This is a genomic window from Maricaulis sp. B-26, from assembly GCF_056857855.1.
Map to the genome: position 1 here is coordinate 53,243 of NZ_JBSXNX010000016.1, position 17,620 is coordinate 70,862.

Here is a 17,620-nt window from a genome sequence, read left to right on the forward strand (position 1 = left end):
CGCCTAGGGGGTGCGCGCGTTGATGGCCTGGATCATGGCCTCGAACAGGGCGTGGGGCTTGAGCGGCTTGATCGCGAAACTGTCCATCCCCGCCCGCAGGCATTCATTGGCATCCTGGTCCGAGGCGTTGGCCGTCAGCGCCACGACGGGCAGGTCCGACCAGTCGGCGTCAGCCTCGCGGATCCGGCCCGTTGTCTCCAGACCGTCCATGACCGGCATGCGCACATCCATCAGCACCAGATCGAACTCGTCCTCGGCGAGGAAATCGAGCGCGGCCTTGCCGTTCTCGGCTTCGGTGATGACCGGGTCGAGCGGCTTGAGGAAGGCCCGCGCGACCTCGCGATTGATCATGTTGTCCTCGACCAGGAGGATGCGAATACCGCGCAGTCTGCGATAGGCGGATTCTGTCGACAGCGCTGTGGCGGACCAGTCTTCGATCCGGTCCACCTCCGCCTCGACCGGCGTGACCAGGAAAGTGAAGTTGAAGGTCGATCCAGCGCCCGGTTCGGATTCGACCGTAACGTCGCCGCCCATCATGTGGGCAAGGTCCCGGGCGATGGACAGGCCCAGCCCGGTCCCGCCGAAACGTCTCGTGATGGATGTGTCGGCCTGGGTGAAGGGCGCGAACAGACTGTCCAGCCTGTTCGGTTCGATACCGATCCCGCTATCGCGCACGCTGACCGTGATGCGGGTCCGCGCGCCCGCCGGTTCGGCCTGGACCCGGGTCGCGACCGAGCCGGAAGAGGTGAATTTCACGGCATTGGAAAGAAGATTGGTGATGCACTGGCGCACGCGCATCGCGTCGAAGCGCGCCATTCGCGGCACGTCGGCGCCGATCTCGAGCGAATAGTCCAGCGATTTGCGTTCCGCGGTCTCGGCGAAGAGGCTGTGCGTGTCCTTCGTCATGGCATGCAGATCGTTGAGGTCGACCGAGAGTTCGAGTTTGCCGGCCTCGATTTTCGACATGTCGAGTATGTCATTCAGAAGGCGCGTCAGCGTATCGCCGCTGGAATGAATGATACGCGCGCGCTGACGCTGCGTCTCGTCCTCGAGTTCGTGTTCGAGGATTTCCGCAAAGCCCAGAATCCCGTTCAGTGGCGTTCTCAGCTCATGGCTCATCATCGCGAGGAAGGCGGATTTCGAGGCGATGGCCTGGCGCAGCTCGGTGGTGCGTTCCGCGACGCGCTCCTCCAGCTCTTCCAGCGTCCGCTCGCGCTGACGGCGGTGGGTTTCGAGCGTGCGGGCCAGCGTGCCGATTTCGTTACGGGCGACGAGCGCACGTTCAAGCTCGCGATTGCGTTGTGGCGTGTCCGGCCCGGACCGGCTGAAATGATCGGTCAGTGCTGCAATCGGGCGGACCAGGCGGAAGTTGAGAATGAAACAGGCGATCAGCGCCTGGAGACCGATACCCAGCAGGCCGATGCCGGCGACCCGCATGATCTGGCGGCTTGCCGTGTTCAGCAATTGATGGCGGTCGATCAGCGAGACCGTGTACCAGTCGGGTCCCTCCAGACGCGACCACGCGATCAGCCAGCGCCCGTCGGAGCTTTCTTCAATGCCGTGCGTGGCAGCCCCGGGCAGACCGGCAATAATGTCGAAGACCTGTGTCGGTGCCAGCCAGCCGGTCAGCGCATCGACGCTGGCGGCATGGATCGGCCCGCCGAGCAATTCGGGATGGGCGATCAGATTGGCGTTATAGTCCAGCAGCATGTTCGTGCCGAAGTTTGGCGGATTTTCCATGGCGCTCGTGAAGTAGGCGTCGACGCGTATCGTCGTTCCGAAGGCGCCCTGGTGCTCGCCGCCCGGACGGTAGGGCGAGAAACACCCCGTGGTCAGCGGCTGTCCGGCTCCGGCATAGAGGATCGGGGAAAGCTCGTCGCAGACGAATTCGCCCTCCGGATTGTTGGCCGGGTTGACGAGCCGGTAGAGCGACGTGTCCTGCAGGCTGAAATCCGGGGTGGCGTCGCGGCGATAGAACATCAGCCGGTCCGGCCGGCTCGCCGCGGAGATGATGAGTTCGTCCGCCTCGCTGAAGTAATAGATATTGTCGAGCAGGCCGTTGAGGCTCTCCCCGAAGGCATCGACCACGTAATAGGCCGCGAGCAGCCGGCGCTTGTGCCGGGTGTCGAGCGTGGCTTCTGCGTTGAGAAAGGCCGCCGTTCCGAAATGATAATCGCCGCGATCGTCTGTATAGCCGTCGAACAGCTCGTCCCGGCTGCGCCGGGTCCCGTCCGGCTGCAGCGGAAAGAGGGCGTCGAATTCGGCATCGATGTCGATGTCCGCTACCTCAAGCGAGGACAAGCGGAGCTCAAGCGCGCGTTGCGCCGATGCGTGAGCAGACTGAACCGTCTCGAAGAGGACGGCATTCCGCTCGCCGCGCTCGACGACATAATCTTCGAGTTGCGCCAGATGCTCGCTCTGCAACCGGTTCCAGAAAGAGATCGAGGAAAAGAGAACCGTCGACCCCGATACAAGTACGGAGCCGAGCAGGACGATGGCCAGGATCAGCCAGGCCAGGGAGGTCCGCTGGACGCGAGGGGCGTTGTCATTCACAGCGGCATCCGAACTGGAGGCCGTTTTCGGCTGTGCCATCGGGCCTCCGGCCTTTTGCGTCAGTTCTCAAGCGTGGCGCGGATCTCGGCGCGCAGGACATCGATCGGGGCGAGCCCCTGTTTTGTGCGGACATGCCAGTAGGTCCAGCCGTTACAGGAAGGCGCGCTCTGGATCTGGGCGCCGACCTGGTGGATGGAGCCGGCCCGTTCGCCGGCGATCAACGTGCCATCGGCCCGGACCCGGGCCGTGTGGCGGCCTTTCGGGCAATAGAGCGTGTCGCCGGGTTTCACGAGGCCGCGCTCGACGAGAGCTCCGAACGGGATGCGTGGCTGTGCGCGCTTGGACTGCGTGACGCTCAGCGCCTCGCGGGAGGCCGGCTGGATCGCGTCGAGGCGCTCGCGGGCGACCGCCAGATAATCGGGGTCGCGCTCGATGCCGATGTAATGGCGGCCGAGCCGTTTGGCGGCGGCGCCGGTCGTTCCTGTTCCGAAAAAGGGGTCGAGCACCACATCGCCCGGATTGGTTGTCGACAGCAGCACGCGGTGCAGCAGGGCTTCCGGCTTCTGTGTCGGATGCGCCTTCTTGCCGTCCGCGCCCTTCAGGCGTTCGCCGCCCGAGCAGATCGGCAGGGTCCAGTCGGAGCGCATCTGCACGCCGTCATTGAGGGCCTTCATGGCGGCATAATTGAAGGTGGGGCGGGCATCCTTTGTCTTGGCGGCCCAGATCAGGGTCTCATGCGCATTGGTAAAACGCGTGCCCTTGAAGTTCGGCATCGGGTTGGACTTGCGCCAGATGATATCGTTGAGCACCCAGAAGCCGGCATCCTGGAGAATGCCGCCGACGCGGAAGATGTTGTGATAGCTGCCGATCACCCAGATCGCGCCGTTCGGCTTGAGCACGCGGCGTGCTTCTTCCATCCAGCCCCAGGTGAACAGGTCGTATTCGTCGAACCCGCCGATCTGGTCCCAGTCATTGTCGACCGCGGACACCTTGGAATTGTCCGGGCGGTGCAGATCGCCACCGAGCTGGAGATTGTAGGGCGGATCCGCGAAGACGAGATCAACGCTCGCCTCGGGAAGCGATTTCATCACCTCCACGCATTCGCCTTCCAGGATCTGGTCGATCCGAGAGTCCACCATGACACGCCACTCCACTCGTTAGCACGACGTGAATCCTGGGCCGTGGAGGGCTAACGGGGCGTTAACCCTGAAAATACTTATCCACAGTGATTCGCATCTGTGGAAAACCGGGATTCGAGGGCAGCGCGAACCGGGCCGAAGCTGCGCCGGTGGATCGGCGAGGCGCCGGTCTCGGCGAGGCACGAACGGTGAGCCGCGCTGGGATAGCCCTTGTGGCCTTCGAATGCGTAGGCGGGAAAGCGTGTCGCCGCGGCCTTCATCAACGCATCGCGCGTCGTCTTCGCGATGATCGAGGCGGCACCAATCGCCGCCACTTTCGCATCGCCTTTCACGATGGCTTCGGCCGGACAGGGCAGGCCGTCGGGCAGGCGGTTTCCGTCGACCAGGATATGCTCGGGACTGCACGGCAGGAGGGAAACTGCACGGGCCATCGCCGCCATGGTGGCATGCAGAATGTTGAGCCGGTCGATCTCTGCCGGTTCGGCAATGCCGATCCCGACCCAGGCGCGCTTCCTGATCAACGGAGCCAGAGCCTCCCGGCGTTTCTCGGTGAGTGCCTTTGAGTCAGCCAGCCCCTCGATCGGTCGTGAAGGATCGAGGATGACGGCAGCGGCCACCACCGGGCCGGCCAGCGGGCCGCGCCCGGCCTCGTCCACGCCGGCCACCATACCGGATGCAGTGAAGAGATCGCCGTTAAGTGATTCCTCGCTTTTATCTGAGTAGATGGCGGTCAAAGCAGTTCCCTTGGGGCAAGCGAGTGTACAGCGTCTATTACTGCCTGACGGTCGAACACGATCTCAGGCTGGTCGCGATCGCGGCCGTACTCTGTCTGGTGTCCGCGGTCGCGGCAACCGCGACGGCGCGGCGCTCCGCACTGGCCAGCGCCCGGCAGCGTCTGGTCTGGCTGCTGATGTCGGGCATCGTTACGGGCGTAGGCATTTGGGGCACGCATTTCGTGTCCATGCTGGCCTATGACCCGCCCGTCCCCGTCAGCTACGGACCGGTCGGAACGGTTAGCTCGCTGCTTTTCATCGTAACGGTATGCATCTGTGGCTGGACCTATGCCGTGCGCGCCGGCCATCGCTACAGCGAGGTCGTCGGCGGCGTGCTGATCGGTGCGGGTATCGCGTCCATGCATTTCATGGGCATCCAGGCCATGAATATCGGCGGCCGGATCGAATGGGATGCAGGCCTGGTCGTCGCCGCCATCCTTGTCGGGGCACAGACCGCGGTCCTGACCACACTGCTTACGATCCGCATGAACAGTCGCCGCGGCCTTTTCGCAGCGGCCGGCTCACTCGCGCTCGGCGTGCTGGTACTGCATTTCCTGTCAATGGGGGCGATGCGGGTGGTGCCCGACCCGTTCATCGTCGCCCCGGCGGCGGGGATTTCGCCAAAACTTCTCGCCATCACGGTCGCTCTGGGGGTCGTGCTCGTCGTCTCGGGCGGTCTTGTCGCGGCCGCTTTCGATCTGCATATCGGCGCTCGGCGGCGCGAGGAAACGCGCCGGGTCCGGGCCTTCGCGAATGCGACCTTCGAAGGCATCGCCGTGGTGCAAGAGGGCCTGCTGGTCGACATGAACGACCGGCTCTGCGACATGCTGAAACTCGGCAGAGCGGATCTGCTGGGCACGCCCCTGAACAAGGTGGCGCTGGACGTGGCCGCACTCGAAGGGCTTGGCCGGGCCGGTGACGGCGAAGCCGTGACCGTTCGCCTGAAATGCCGGGACGGTTTGCCGCTCAGCGTGCTGACGCGCAGCCGGACCATGAATTTCAACGGATCCGACGTGCAGGTCTTCGCCTTCCACGACGTGTCCTCGGAAGAGCATGCGCGTGCCAGGATGGCGCATCTGGCGCACCACGACACGCTGACCGGCTTGCCGAACCGGCTGAAATTCCGCACCGAGTTCGAAAGTGCGATCGAGCGGGCCTGGGCGAATGATACCCAGGTCGCCCTGATGTTCTTCGACCTCGACCGGTTCAAGGAGGTCAATGACGTCCACGGCCACGGCGTCGGCGACGACCTGCTGAAAACGGTCTCCGAGCGCATTCTGGACGCGCTGCCGAAGCACGCCACGGCAGCACGCCTGAGCGGGGATGAATTCGCGGTTGTCCTGCCGCACGTGACGCGTCGGCTCGATGCCATCACCATCGCCCAGCGGGTGGTGAACAATGTCGGCACGCCGCTGACACTCGGAAAGCTGCACATCAATGTCAGCGCCTCGGGCGGCGTGACGCTCTTCCCGATCGACGGCGAGGATCCGGACCGTTTGATGAACCAGGCCGATCTGGCCCTCTATCGCGCCAAGGGGCAGGGCCGGAATCAGGTGCGCGATTTCGATCCCAAGCTGGGGCAGATGATGCAGGAGCGCCGCATGCTCGAGGCGGATCTTTCGATGGCCCTCGAGGACGAGTTGCTGGATCTGCATTTCCAGCCTCAGGCGCGGATCGGTGACGGAAAGATCGTCGGCTACGAGGCGCTGGTCCGTTGGGAGGATGCGCGCCGTGGCTTCGTCTCGCCGGCGGAATTCGTCCAGATCGCCGAAGAGACCGGTATGATCCTGAAAATGGGCGAGTGGGTGTTGGGGACGGCCTGCCGGGAGGCAATGACCTGGCCGGACGATCAGATCATCTCGGTCAATGTGAGTCCCGCCCAGTTCCGCCAGGGCAATTTCGTTCTGTCCGTGGAGCAGGCCCTGCGTGCCTCCGGCCTAGCGCCCGAGCGACTCGATATCGAGATCACCGAAGGCGTGCTGATCGACGACGAGGAACGCGCGCTGGAAGTCCTGCAGGGGCTCAAGGCGCTGGGCGTGCGGCTTTCGATCGACGATTTCGGGACCGGCTATTCCTCGCTCGCCTATTTGCGGACCTTCCCCTTTGACAAGATCAAGATCGACCGGGCCTTCATCACCGGTATCCAGGACGATCGTGAGGCGCAGATCATCGTTCAGGCCACGACCCAGCTCGCCCGTGCGCTGGATATCGCCGTCGTCATCGAGGGTGTGGAGACTTTCGAGGAACTCGGCGCGCTGGGGCATCAGCCGGATCTCATCCTCCAGGGCTATCTGCTCTCCCGCCCGATCACGCGCGGCCATGTTCGCGCCTTCGCATCGGAGTCCGAGGCGCTGCGGCAGGAAATCTCCCGTCGGGTCCGGGCGACCGGCGACGCCGGCAATAACTCGCGCCGGCAGGCCTGACCGCCGGATCGCGATGTCGCCTGTTCAGAACAGGGAGGGCTGTCCCTGCGAGCCGAGCGGGCGTTCGAACCGGCTGAAATCGAGCTGCGCCAGCGGTCCGTCCAGGCCGTGGCGCTTCATCGCGGCGCGAAATCGGTTGGCGACGAGTTCGGCCAGCGGCCCCTTGCCGCGTCCGCGCGTGGCCCAGTCGGGGTCGTAATCGCGGCCGTCGCGCATCTGGCGGATCAGCGACATCACGCGCGAGGCGGCGTCCGGACGCTTTTCCGCCAGCCATTCGCGAAAGAGATCCTTGATCTCCAGCGGCAGGCGCAACAGCACATAGCCGGCCCCGCGCGCACCAGCCGCAGCCGCGGCCTCCAGCAGGGGCTCGATCTCGTGATCGTTCAGCGCCGGGATGATCGGCGCCATCATCACCGAAACCGGCAGGCCGGCCTCGGTGAGTTGCCGGATCGTTTCGAGGCGGCGATGCGGTGCGGCAGCCCGCGGTTCCATGTCCCGCGACAGGCCGCGATCGAGCGTGGTGACGGAAATGGCGCCCTTGGCCAGGCCGTCGCGCGCCATCGGGCCGAGAATGTCCAGATCGCGCAGGACGAGGGCGGATTTGGTGATGAAGCTCACAGGATGCCGGTAGCGGGCGAAGACCTTGAGCAATTCACGCGTGATTTCCAGCCGCCGCTCGATCGGCTGCCAGGCATCGGTATTGGCGCCGATCACGATCGGCTTCGGTGTGTAGGCGGGGCGGTTGAAGAATTGCTCGAGCAGGGCCGGGGCGTCGGGCTTGGAGAACAGCACGCTCTCGAAGTCCAGACCGGGCGAATAGCCCCAATAGGCGTGGCTGGGCCGGGCGTAGCAATAGATGCAGCCATGCTCGCAACCGCGATAGGGATTGATCGACTGGTCGAAGGAAATGTCCGGCGACCGGTTGGTCGCCACGATGGAGCGCGACGCGTCGCGCAGAACGGTCGTGCCCAGTTGCGGGGCCGGCGGGTCGTCCGCTTGCCAGCCGTCATTCCAGCCATCGTCGAAAGCTTCGCGCTGCTCCGTCTCGAACCGGCCCGAAGAGTTTGACCGAGCGCCCCGCCCCCGGACCCGCGAGCCCCGGGCGGAGGGGTGAGGCGGGTGCGAGGGTTCCTGAGGGGCGTTAAGGGCGTAGCCACCGGGGCGCTCGGTCATGCCCAGATAATGACTCAGAAAAAGAACAAAGCAAGAACAAAATTCCGTTTGTCCTCATGGGTGACAGGGTGGGGCGCTTTTTCGGCCGCGCCCCGTCCCGTCAGCCGACCCTGCGCAGGTCCTCGAGGAAGGTCTCGATGTTTTCGCGCAGGTCCAGCAGGTTCTTTTCCTGCTCGCCGAGACCGACCGCCGAACCGAGCACATTGTCGACCATGTGCTTGGTGTCGGCCGTCGAGGCCTGTACCGCGCCGATCCCGATCGACACGTCGCCGGTACCGGTCGCGGCTTCGTTGACATTGCGGGCGATCTCGCCGGTGGCCGCGCTCTGTTCGGTGACAGCCGTGGCAATGGCGTTGAAGGTGGCGTTGATCTGTTCGATCGCCTCGCTGATCGAGCCGTTCGCTTCCACCGCGCCCGACATGCTCTGCTGGAGATCGGCGATCTGCTCGCTGATCGATTCCGTCGCCGTCCCGGTCTGGGAGGCGAGGGCCTTCACTTCCTGGGCGACGATGGCGAAGCCCTTGCCGGCTTCACCGGCGCGGGCGGCCTCGATCGTGGCGTTCAGGGCGAGCAGGTTGGTCTGTTCCGCGATGGAGCGGATCAGCGTGACGACGTCGCCTATCTGCGTGGTGATCGTGTCCAGGCCCGAAATCGTGTCGTTCATCGCTCGCGACTTGTCGACCGCGCCCTCGGCCAGGGATGCCGACTGCACGACCTGGCGGTTGATCTCCTCGATCGAGGAAGTGAGCTCTTCCGCGGACGCCGCGACGCTCTGCATGTTCGCCGAGGCCTCCTCGGCGCCGGCGGCAGCGCCCGTGCACTGTTCCGAGGCCTCGGTGCAGCGCGAGTCGAGACTTTCGGCATTGGTCTGCAGCACGCCGATCGTCTGGCTGATCTTGCCGACCACGGAGGCGAGCTGGCGTTCCAGATTGCTGGCGAGGTCGAGGACGCTTTCATGGCGCCGCCTGATGCCGCCGAGCGTTTCGTTCATCGAGCGGGCAGCCTGCTGGTAGGCGCCAACCATTCCGGTTTCCGGGATCATGCGGAAGTGCTTGTTCTTCTGCACGTATTCCACGCAGGTCTGGGATTCCCGGAGATAGGAATCCGTCCGGTCGATGAGGCGGTTTATGGCCAGTTCCATCTCGGCGATCTCGGGGTCGCCGGAGACGCCGATAATGCGTTGCTCGAAGTCACCCTCGGCAACGGCGGAGACGATACGGGCTGCGCGGCGGACCGCATCGCGATGCTTGTTTCTGAACATGATCGGCGTCCTCAACGATAGCCGTGCCGGTCCTGCTGACCCAGCGTGCAAATGAATTCATCGTACTCCTTGCCGGCATCGGCGAGGGTCTTGCTGATCAGGGCTTCACCGGCGGCCAAACCCTGTTTCGGACTGCCTGCAGCGGATTCCGCGTCGCGAAGCGCCTTGTAGAAGGGCTCGACATGCTGCTGGAGGATGCGCCTGTCTGGCTCGCGACGGTTGGAGTGGAAGCCGACGATGTCGCCCTTCCCGTCGAAGCTCGGCGTGACGTGGGCATAGACCCAGTAATGGTCGCCATTGGTGGCGCGGTTGACCACATAGGCGAAGATTTCCCGCCCGTCCCGGATCGTATCCCAGAGCAGTTTGAAGATGCTGCGCGGCATGTCCGGGTGACGGATGAAATTGTGCGGCTGGCCGAGTGCCTGTCGCTCGGTCACATTGGACGCGCGCTGGAATACGTCATTGGCGTAGGTGATCTGTCCCTTGAGATTGGTTTTGGTGACGATCACTTCGCCTTCATTGAAGGTGCGTTCCACACCGGTGAGATAAGTGTCGGGCCGGGCCATCGGCCATCTCCATGAGCGGCTTCTTGACGCGCTGTTTTCGAGCGCGCGGGGAGGCCGAAATCATCTCGCTTCAGGCGGTTAATCCTTCCTTGCCGCAGCGGCACTAATAATAAACTATTACAGCTCTGGATTGCATTCCTGGACGCTACCCCAAATCCCGAATTCGCGCGCTCAGGGAGAGCAGGTCCGCCCAGGCCAGACGTTTCTCCGGCGGCCGACGCAGCAAATAGGCCGGGTGGAAGAGCGGCAGTGCCGGAATCGTGCTGCCGGTCGGTTCGCCTGCTGCATCGCGGACGGCATAATCCGTCCAGCGGCCCCGGATCCGGGTAATACCGGCGGATTCCCGAAGCAGGGTCTGCGCCGATATGCCGCCGGCGAGGATCAGCAGGTCCGGCTTTTTCAGTGCGATATGGCGCTCGATAAAGGGCAGGCAGAGCGCGATCTCCTCCTGGGTCGGGGCGCGATTGCCCGGCGGGCGCCAGTTCAGGATGTTGGAGATATAGACGTCCTCGGGGCCGAGGCCGGCTGCCGCCAGCATGCGATCGAGCAGCTGCCCGGCGCGTCCGACGAAAGGCTTGCCTTGTTCGTCTTCCTCGCGGCCGGGCGCTTCGCCGACCAGCATGATCCGGGCCTCGGGATTGCCGCGCGCGAAGACGGTGTTGCGGGCCGTCCGTTTGAGCGGGCAGCCCTCGAAGCGCGCGATCGCCTGGTGCAGCGCGTCCAGTGTGTCGGCGCCGGCGGCGAGTTCTGCCGCGCCGGGGCCGTCATCGCCTGCCTCTCCGAACCCGGCTGCACGCGCAGCCGCGGCGGTCGCGGTACGCGGAGCCGGCGCTTCGGGAACGGGCGGCCGGGAATGGGCCGCCATGCCAGCCGGGCCAGGCTGGACCCGCGGTGCCGCCTCACGAACCTCCGACGCTGGCCGCGCCGCCGCCTGCCGGGGCCGGATGATCGGCTCGTCCAGCGGAATTCCGGCCTCTTCCCACCACGCGATCAGGGCTTTGAGCGCACGTTCGTCCTGTTGCGAAAGGGTCCGGGAAGGCTGGGTCATCGGGCGATGGAGTGCTTCTTGACGTGTACGTTAACGTAAAATCTTTGATCCGGGCGGCGGGTCACGCTAGATGGAGTTTCGATCCTAAGGTATGACCGACGCCGAACAAGCCGGCCAGTCCTCTATCAGGGCCCGGGGCCGGATGCGACACGAGAAGGAGGGGCTTCCGCATGACCGACGCCGCAATCGAACGCGAGTCCATGGAGTATGACGTCGTCATCGTGGGAGGCGGCCCGGCCGGCCTTTCCGCGGCGATCCGGCTCAAGCAACTGGCGGCGGATGCGGGCAATGACCTGTCCATTGCCGTCCTCGAGAAGGGCGCGGAAGTCGGGGCGCATATTCTTTCTGGCGCCGTCGTGGATCCGAAAGCCCTCAACGAACTGATCCCGGACTGGAAGGAAAAGGGCGCGCCGCTCGAGGATCCGGTCAAGAGCGATATTTTCGAGGTGCTCGGCGAAGCCGGTTCGATCAGCCTTCCGACCATCTTCTTCCCGCCGCTGATGAGCAATCACGGCTGCTATATCGTCTCGCTGGCCAATGTCTGCCGCTGGCTGGGCGAGCAGGCCGAAGCGCTGGGCGTCGAGGTTTATCCGGGCTTCCCGGCAGCCGAGCTGATCGAGGAAGACGGCGTCATCAAGGGGGTGATCACCGGAGATTTCGGTCTGGCCCGCGATGGCGGTCACAAGGACGGCTATCAGCCGGGCATGGAGCTGCGCGGCAAGTACACGCTGATCGCCGAGGGTGCCCGCGGCTCGCTGGCCAAGAAGCTGATCAGCCGGTTCGAGCTGTCAGAGGGCAAGGAGCCGCAGAAATTCGGCATCGGCCTGAAGGAGCTGTGGCGCGTAAAGCCGGAGAACCACAAGCCGGGCATGGTCAAGCACACCATGGGCTGGCCGCTCGACAATTCCACCGGCGGCGGTTCCTTCATGTACCATTTCGGCGACAATCTGGTCTCGATCGGGTTCGTCGTTCACCTGAACTACAAGAATCCGTATCTCTCGCCCTTCGAGGAATTCCAGCGTCTCAAGACCCATCCGGCGATCGCTTCGGTCCTGGAAGGCGGCGAGCGTATTTCCTACGGCGCGCGCGCCATTACCGAGGGTGGATACCAGTCCGTTCCGGACCTTGCCTTCCCGGGCGGTGCGCTGATCGGCTGTTCCGCGGGCTTCGTGAACGTGCCGCGCATCAAGGGCAGCCATAACGCCATGAAGACGGGCATGCTGGCGGCGGAAAGCGTGTTCGCAGCGCTCGCCGACGGCCGTGCGCACGACACGCTGAGCGAATACCAGAAAGCCTATGATAGCTCCTGGGTCGCCAAGGACCTCAAGCGCGTCCGCAATGCCAAACCGCTCTGGTCGAAATTCGGCACCGTGCTCGGTATTGCCCTGGGCGGTCTCGACATGTGGATCAACACGCTGACCGGCGGCTGGTCGCCCTTCGGCACGATGGGGCACGGCAAGAGCGATGCGGAAAGCCTCGAGCCGGCCGCGAAGCACAAGCCGATCGACTATCCCAAGCCCGATGGCGTCCTGACCTTCGACCGCCTGTCCTCGGTGTTCATCTCCAACACCAATCACGAGGAAGACCAGCCGGTACACCTCAAACTCTCAGACGAGGCGCTGCAGAAGGCGTCCGAGCTGGGCGAGTTCGCCGGTCCGTCGACCCGGTACTGCCCCGCGGGCGTCTATGAATGGGTCGAGGACGAGGAGACGGGCGAGCAGCGTTTCCAGATCAACGCCCAGAACTGCGTCCACTGCAAGACCTGCGACATCAAGGACCCGAACCAGAACATCAACTGGACGACGCCGGAAGGCGGCGGCGGTCCGATGTACGCCAATATGTAGCGCGAATTTCTCCCCGGTGCCGCGCTTCGCACTTGCAACGCGGCATCGGCGGCGCGAGCATGGCTGTATGACATCCGTGACCCGTACCCTGTTCGTGCTTGCGGCCGTGACCGGCCTTGCCTCCTGCGTGTCGGTAACGGCGGAGGACGAACCCTCCGCCTACGGCGCCTTCCTGGCGGCCCGTTATGCCGGCGTGAACCGCGACGCTCACGGCGCTGCGGATTACTACGCCCGTGCCCTCGATCTTGAACCGGGCAATGCGGTTCTCACCGACCGGGCCTTCATCACCGCCGTCATCGCCGGCGATCTCGACGAGGCCGCCGGTCTGGCGCGGCAGACGCTGGCCGCCGGCGATCCCAGCCGGCTTGCCACGCTCTACAGCGCGGCCGACCGTATCGCCGCCCGCGATTATCGTGAAACCCGTACCCTCATCGAGCAGGCGCCGGCTTTCGGACCCTACAACGCCTTCATGAGCGATCTGCTGGAGCAATGGGCCCTGGCCGGGTCGGGGCGCGCCAACGAAGCGCTGGCGCTGGCCGACGAAACCTCGGCACCGGGCTTCCTTGCCGGTCATCTCAATCTCCACAGGGGCATGCTGGCCGAATTCGCGGGCGAATACGAACGCGCGGACACGGCCTACCGGACTGCCGTCTACACATCCACGCATCGCGGCCTCGCCGTCGACCGCTATGGCGAATTCCTGCGCCGTCAGGGCCGCCGGGAGGACGCGCTGGAACTGTACGGACATTATCTCAATGAAAGCCAGGGTTCCGTTGGCGGCGTGCCGGAATACCGTCTCGTCACCAGCGCGCTCGATGCGGTGGAGGCCGGGCAGCGTGCCCCGGGCCGGCTCAATGTGGCAGAGCTGACGGCGCGAGCGCTCTATGGCCCGACGGCAGACCTGGCGTCCCAGGCCGATTTCGACCTTTCCATTGCCTATCTGCGCATGGTCCAGCGGCTCGATCCGCGCTTTGCGCCGGTCCGTCTTCAGCTGGGCGGCAGTCTTCAGCGCATCGGCCTGCCCGAGCTTGCTCTGGAGGAATATGCGCGCGTGCCGGAGGGGCTGTTCAAGGCGCCGGCGGAACTCGACCGTATCGCGCTGCTCTCCTCGCTCGGGGAAACGCAGCGCGCTTATGAGGAGGCCGTGGCGCTCGATGCGCGTTCGGATGCGCTGGAAGCGACCCTGGTCCATGCTGAAATGTCGCGCATCCGGGGTGATTGCGCCGGAGCGCTGCCGCTCTATGGCGAGCTGATCGAGACCAGCCGAGCGCGCGGCGTTGCGCCGAACTGGGCCTATGAATATTTCCGCGCGAGCTGCCTGGTCGAACTGGATCGCTGGGATGAGGCCGAAGCGGCTTTTCTTGCTGCACTGGAGATCGCGCCGGACCAGCCGACCCTGCTCAACGATCTCGGCTATCTCTGGATCGAGCGCGACGAAAATGTCGACGAGGCCTTCGATATGGTCGTCCGCGCTGCGGAACTCCAGCCGGAGGACGGGAATGTCATCGACAGTCTCGGTTGGGCGCATTACCAGCTCGGCAATTACGAGGCGGCGGTGATCGAGCTTGAGCGCGCAGCCGAGCTCGATCCCGGAAATGTGACGGCGAACTACCATCTTGGCGATGCCTACTGGCAGGTCGGCCGCCAGCTGGAAGCCGGTTTCCAGTGGCGCCGGGCGCTCGATCTCGATCCGCGCCCGGACCAGCGCGAAGGCCTGGAATACCGGCTGGAGCACGGCCACCCGCCGGCCGAGGATCTCTCCCTGTTCCAGCGCCGTCCGGAAGCCTCCGAGCGCTATGAAGCGGCGACCGCGAGCGGAGGCGGGGAGGACGGAGCGGGCCAGCCGTGAGCGCGAACGAGTTACGCGAAACTGCACCGGCCAAGGTCAATCTGACGCTCCGCGTCGGTGCTCCCCGTGCCGACGGCTATCACCCGCTCGACAGCCTGGTCGTCTTCGCAGACTGGGGCGACGAGGTCCGCGTGCGTCCTTCGCCGGCCTTTCTCCTGTCCATGTCCGGCGACCCCTCGCGCCAGCTCTCGCCCGGCGGCGACAATCTCGTCCTGCGGGCTGCCATGGCGCTGCAGTCGGCGGCCGGTATCGAACAGGGCGCGATGATCCACTTGCACAAGGAGATACCGGTCGAGGCCGGGCTCGGCGGGGGATCGGCCGATGCGGCGGCCACGCTGCGCGCACTGAACAGGCTCTGGGGGCTCGGCTGGCCGCTCGACCGGCTGGCCGAACTGGGGCTCGATCTCGGTGCCGACGTGCCGGCTTGCATCTATTCCAGGCCCTTGCGGATGCGCGGGATCGGCGAGTGGATCGAAATGCTGCCGGACTGGCCGGCCTTTCACGCCATCATTCTCAATCCGGGCGTCGCCGTGCCGACGGGACCAGTCTTTCGGCGCTTTGATGAGTCGGGACCGCCGCCGCTGGAGCTGTCCGGGCCGCCCGGCGAAGCCGTTCTCGACTGGCTGCGCGGCGAGCCCAATGATCTCGAACCGTCCGCACGCGAGATCGCGCCGGAGGTCGGCGAAGCGCTGACCTGGCTGGATGCCCAGCCCGGCATATCGCTTGCGCGCATGTCGGGTTCCGGTGCCAGCTGCTTCGGTCTTGCAGACAGCGCCGAACTGGCCGAAACGGTGGCGAGGGCCTACCCCGGTTTCGCGCGTGCGGTGACCCTGCGCAGCAGCGCCGGGGAGGCGGCCTGACGGGCGTCTCCTGAAGCGTCCATACCAAAGCGCCAGAGGATGCCGATAGAATGCCGTTTGATGCCGCCGACCTCCTGCCCACACTGATGCGCGTGATCCTGCCCGCCTTCGGCGCTGCCATGCTCGTGTCCTGGCTGATGATCCGCGTCGGCATCATGGATCACCCCAATCTGCGCTCCAGTCACAAGAAACCGACGCCGCGTGCGGGCGGGGTGGGTATTCTCGCCGGTTTCCTGGCGGCATTCTTTCTGATCGAAATGGAGCGCCCCTCCGACATGGCGGTGCTGGCGGGCATCGCGCTCTCGGCCGGTCTTGCCGGCGTGCTGGGCCTGTTCGACGACCTTTTCACCTTGTCGGAGAAGCTGAAATTTGCCGCCCTCAGCGCGATTTCGCTCCTGCTCGCCGGCATGGCGGGGCCGGTGACGGATCTCGGCCTGCCGCTGCCCTGGCTGATCGGGCTTCTGGGCTCGGCGCTCTGGGTCTTCACGCTCGTCAATGCGGTGAACTTCATGGATGGCGCAGACGGCTTCATGGCCGCGACGCTGATCCCGGCAGCGTTGGCGATCGGCGTGATGGGCGAGGGGCCTGTCGCGATCGCCGCCATCGCGCTGGCGGCAGCCCTGGCCGGTTTCGCGGTCTGGAACGCGCCGCTTCTTTCGCGCCGTGGCCATCTTTTCGCGGGCGATACCGGTTCGCTGGGCACGGCAACCATTTTCGCCGGTCTGGCGCTCGCCTGGGCGTCCGGCGCCGCCCCGGGGACGGTCTTCCTCGCACCGCTTCTGGTCATGCCGCTGCTGGGCGATGTCCTGCTGACCCTGGCGGCTCGTGCCAAGGCGCGGCGGCCGCTTTTCGTGGCTCACAGGGCGCACGCCTACCAGCTCATGCTGCGCATGGGATACACGCATCGCGAAGTCGCGGTGTTCTGGGGCGGGCTTGCGCTGGTGAGCGGGGTGCTGGCGCTGATCGGCGCGGCGGGACCGGCCTTGTTCAAGCTGCTCATGCTGGCGGTCGGCGCATCGGCCTTCACCTGGCTGCACCGGCAGATCCGCCGCCGGGCCGGGCAGGCGGGCCTCAATATCCTGGACTAGTAGGCGCGTTCGACCACGAAGTCGGCGAGGTCTTCCAGGGCGCGGCGCCACTGATTGTCCTCGAAGACGGAGAGCGCCTCTCGGGCGCGGCGTGCATGGTCGCGCGCGGCATCGACCGTGGCGGCGAGCGCGCCATGAGTGCGCATATAGTCCAGCGCCCGCTCGAAATCGCCCTCGCGCTGGTCGGTCTCGCCGATCACACGCTGCCAGAAGTCCTGCTCGTCGGTCGAGCCGTTGGCCCGTCCGGCCTGGATCGACAGGGCGACGGGCAGGGTGACCTTGCCTTCGCGGAAGTCGTCGCCCGTGGACTTGCCCAGCTTGGCGGCGGCGCCGTCATAGTCGAGCGCGTCGTCGACCAGCTGGAAGGCGAGGCCGAGTTCGCGGCCATAGGTCTCCAGCGCACGCTGCTCGGCGTCCGGGCGGCCAGCCACGATGCCTGCGACTTCCGAGGCCGCCGCGAAGAGCGCGGCCGTCTTGGCGTCGATGATCTGCATGTAGGTATCGACGGTGATGCCGGTATCCTTCACCGCGGAGAGCTGGCGGACCTCGCCCTCGGCGATCGTCGAGGCGGCAGCCGAGAGCACGCCCAGCGCCTTCATCGACCCGGCTTCCACCATCAATGAGAAGGAGCGTGCGAACAGGAAATCGCCGACCAGGACGGAAGAGGCATTGCCCCAGACCAGATTGGCCGCGATCTTCCCGCGCCGCATGCCGCTTTCGTCGACCACGTCGTCGTGCAGCAGGGTTGCGGTGTGGATGAATTCGACGGCTGCGGCGAGCCGGATCGGCGCATCCTCGCGATAGTTCAGCATGTTGGCGGCGGCGACGGTGATCATCGGGCGCACGCGCTTGCCGCCGGCCTCGATGAGATAGCGGGCAAGTTCCGGGATCAGCTCGACATGGCTGTCCAGGCGCTCGAGGATGAGGGCATCGACCCGGCGCATGTCGTCATAGGCCAGGGAGGCCAGACGTTCGGCTGCATTCTCCGTGCGAGTTTGCGCCGTCGCCGCTTCGACGTTCACCATGCTGTCCACGCCAGCGGT

General features: G+C 65.4%; 13 protein-coding genes. 5 read left to right on the forward strand and 8 right to left on the reverse strand.

The features are described 5' to 3' along the window. Window positions 1–3 precede the first annotated feature (3 nt). From AC13HB_RS03850 to rnhB, 3 genes are all read right to left on the reverse strand, one after another. Complete coding sequence (locus AC13HB_RS03850; RefSeq protein ID WP_482948405.1) at window positions 4–2,592, reverse strand: ATP-binding protein; 2,589 nt, start codon at window positions 2,590–2,592, stop codon at window positions 4–6. Window positions 2,593–2,612: 20 nt separating this feature from the next. Beyond that, on the reverse strand, window positions 2,613–3,692 hold the full coding sequence (locus AC13HB_RS03855) for a DNA methyltransferase (RefSeq protein WP_482948406.1): 1,080 nt from the start codon (window positions 3,690–3,692) through the stop codon (window positions 2,613–2,615). Window positions 3,693–3,769: 77 nt separating this feature from the next. Continuing rightward, on the reverse strand, window positions 3,770–4,360 hold the full coding sequence (gene rnhB, locus AC13HB_RS03860; protein ID WP_482948499.1) for a ribonuclease HII: 591 nt from the start codon (window positions 4,358–4,360) through the stop codon (window positions 3,770–3,772). Between the two features lie 89 nt (window positions 4,361–4,449). Between rnhB and AC13HB_RS03865 the strand changes: the two genes are divergently transcribed. Then, window positions 4,450–6,888, forward strand: coding sequence for an EAL domain-containing protein (locus AC13HB_RS03865; protein WP_482948407.1), 2,439 nt, complete (start codon window positions 4,450–4,452; stop codon window positions 6,886–6,888). Window positions 6,889–6,912: 24 nt separating this feature from the next. Here the strand turns inward: AC13HB_RS03865 and AC13HB_RS03870 are convergent, their stop codons facing one another. The 4 genes from AC13HB_RS03870 to AC13HB_RS03885 form a co-directional block, all read right to left on the reverse strand. Next, window positions 6,913–8,061 carry a PA0069 family radical SAM protein gene (locus tag AC13HB_RS03870; protein ID WP_482948408.1) on the reverse strand — a complete coding sequence of 383 codons (1,149 nt, stop codon included), beginning with the start codon at window positions 8,059–8,061 and terminating at the stop codon, window positions 6,913–6,915. A gap of 100 nt (window positions 8,062–8,161) precedes the next feature. Next, the gene (locus AC13HB_RS03875) at window positions 8,162–9,322 is read right to left on the reverse strand and encodes a methyl-accepting chemotaxis protein (RefSeq protein ID WP_482948409.1); all 1,161 of its coding nucleotides are present in this window, start codon (window positions 9,320–9,322) and stop codon (window positions 8,162–8,164) included. A gap of 11 nt (window positions 9,323–9,333) precedes the next feature. Beyond that, window positions 9,334–9,888: a PAS domain-containing protein gene (locus AC13HB_RS03880; RefSeq protein ID WP_482948410.1), complete on the reverse strand. Its 555-nt coding sequence runs from the start codon at window positions 9,886–9,888 to the stop codon at window positions 9,334–9,336. Between the two features lie 145 nt (window positions 9,889–10,033). Then, window positions 10,034–10,936 carry a uracil-DNA glycosylase gene (locus tag AC13HB_RS03885; protein WP_482948411.1) on the reverse strand — a complete coding sequence of 301 codons (903 nt, stop codon included), beginning with the start codon at window positions 10,934–10,936 and terminating at the stop codon, window positions 10,034–10,036. Between the two features lie 170 nt (window positions 10,937–11,106). Between AC13HB_RS03885 and AC13HB_RS03890 the strand changes: the two genes are divergently transcribed. From AC13HB_RS03890 to AC13HB_RS03905, 4 genes are all read left to right on the forward strand, one after another. Continuing rightward, window positions 11,107–12,780 carry an electron transfer flavoprotein-ubiquinone oxidoreductase gene (locus AC13HB_RS03890; RefSeq protein WP_482948412.1) on the forward strand — a complete coding sequence of 558 codons (1,674 nt, stop codon included), beginning with the start codon at window positions 11,107–11,109 and terminating at the stop codon, window positions 12,778–12,780. Window positions 12,781–12,856: 76 nt separating this feature from the next. Next, complete coding sequence (locus tag AC13HB_RS03895) at window positions 12,857–14,629, forward strand: tetratricopeptide repeat protein (protein WP_482948413.1); 1,773 nt, start codon at window positions 12,857–12,859, stop codon at window positions 14,627–14,629. Then, the gene (locus tag AC13HB_RS03900; RefSeq protein ID WP_482948414.1) at window positions 14,626–15,489 is read left to right on the forward strand and encodes a 4-(cytidine 5'-diphospho)-2-C-methyl-D-erythritol kinase; all 864 of its coding nucleotides are present in this window, start codon (window positions 14,626–14,628) and stop codon (window positions 15,487–15,489) included. Before AC13HB_RS03895 ends, AC13HB_RS03900 begins: the two co-directional genes overlap by 4 nt. Window positions 15,490–15,539: 50 nt before the next feature. After that, window positions 15,540–16,577: a glycosyltransferase family 4 protein gene (locus AC13HB_RS03905; RefSeq protein ID WP_482948415.1), complete on the forward strand. Its 1,038-nt coding sequence runs from the start codon at window positions 15,540–15,542 to the stop codon at window positions 16,575–16,577. Here AC13HB_RS03905 and AC13HB_RS03910 read toward each other — a convergent pair. Then, window positions 16,574–17,602 (reverse strand): polyprenyl synthetase family protein, encoded by a 1,029-nt coding sequence (locus tag AC13HB_RS03910; RefSeq protein ID WP_482948416.1) that lies wholly within the window; start codon window positions 17,600–17,602, stop codon window positions 16,574–16,576. The two genes, AC13HB_RS03905 and AC13HB_RS03910, sit on opposite strands and share 4 nt — an antisense overlap. Between the last annotated feature and the right edge of the window lie 18 nt (window positions 17,603–17,620).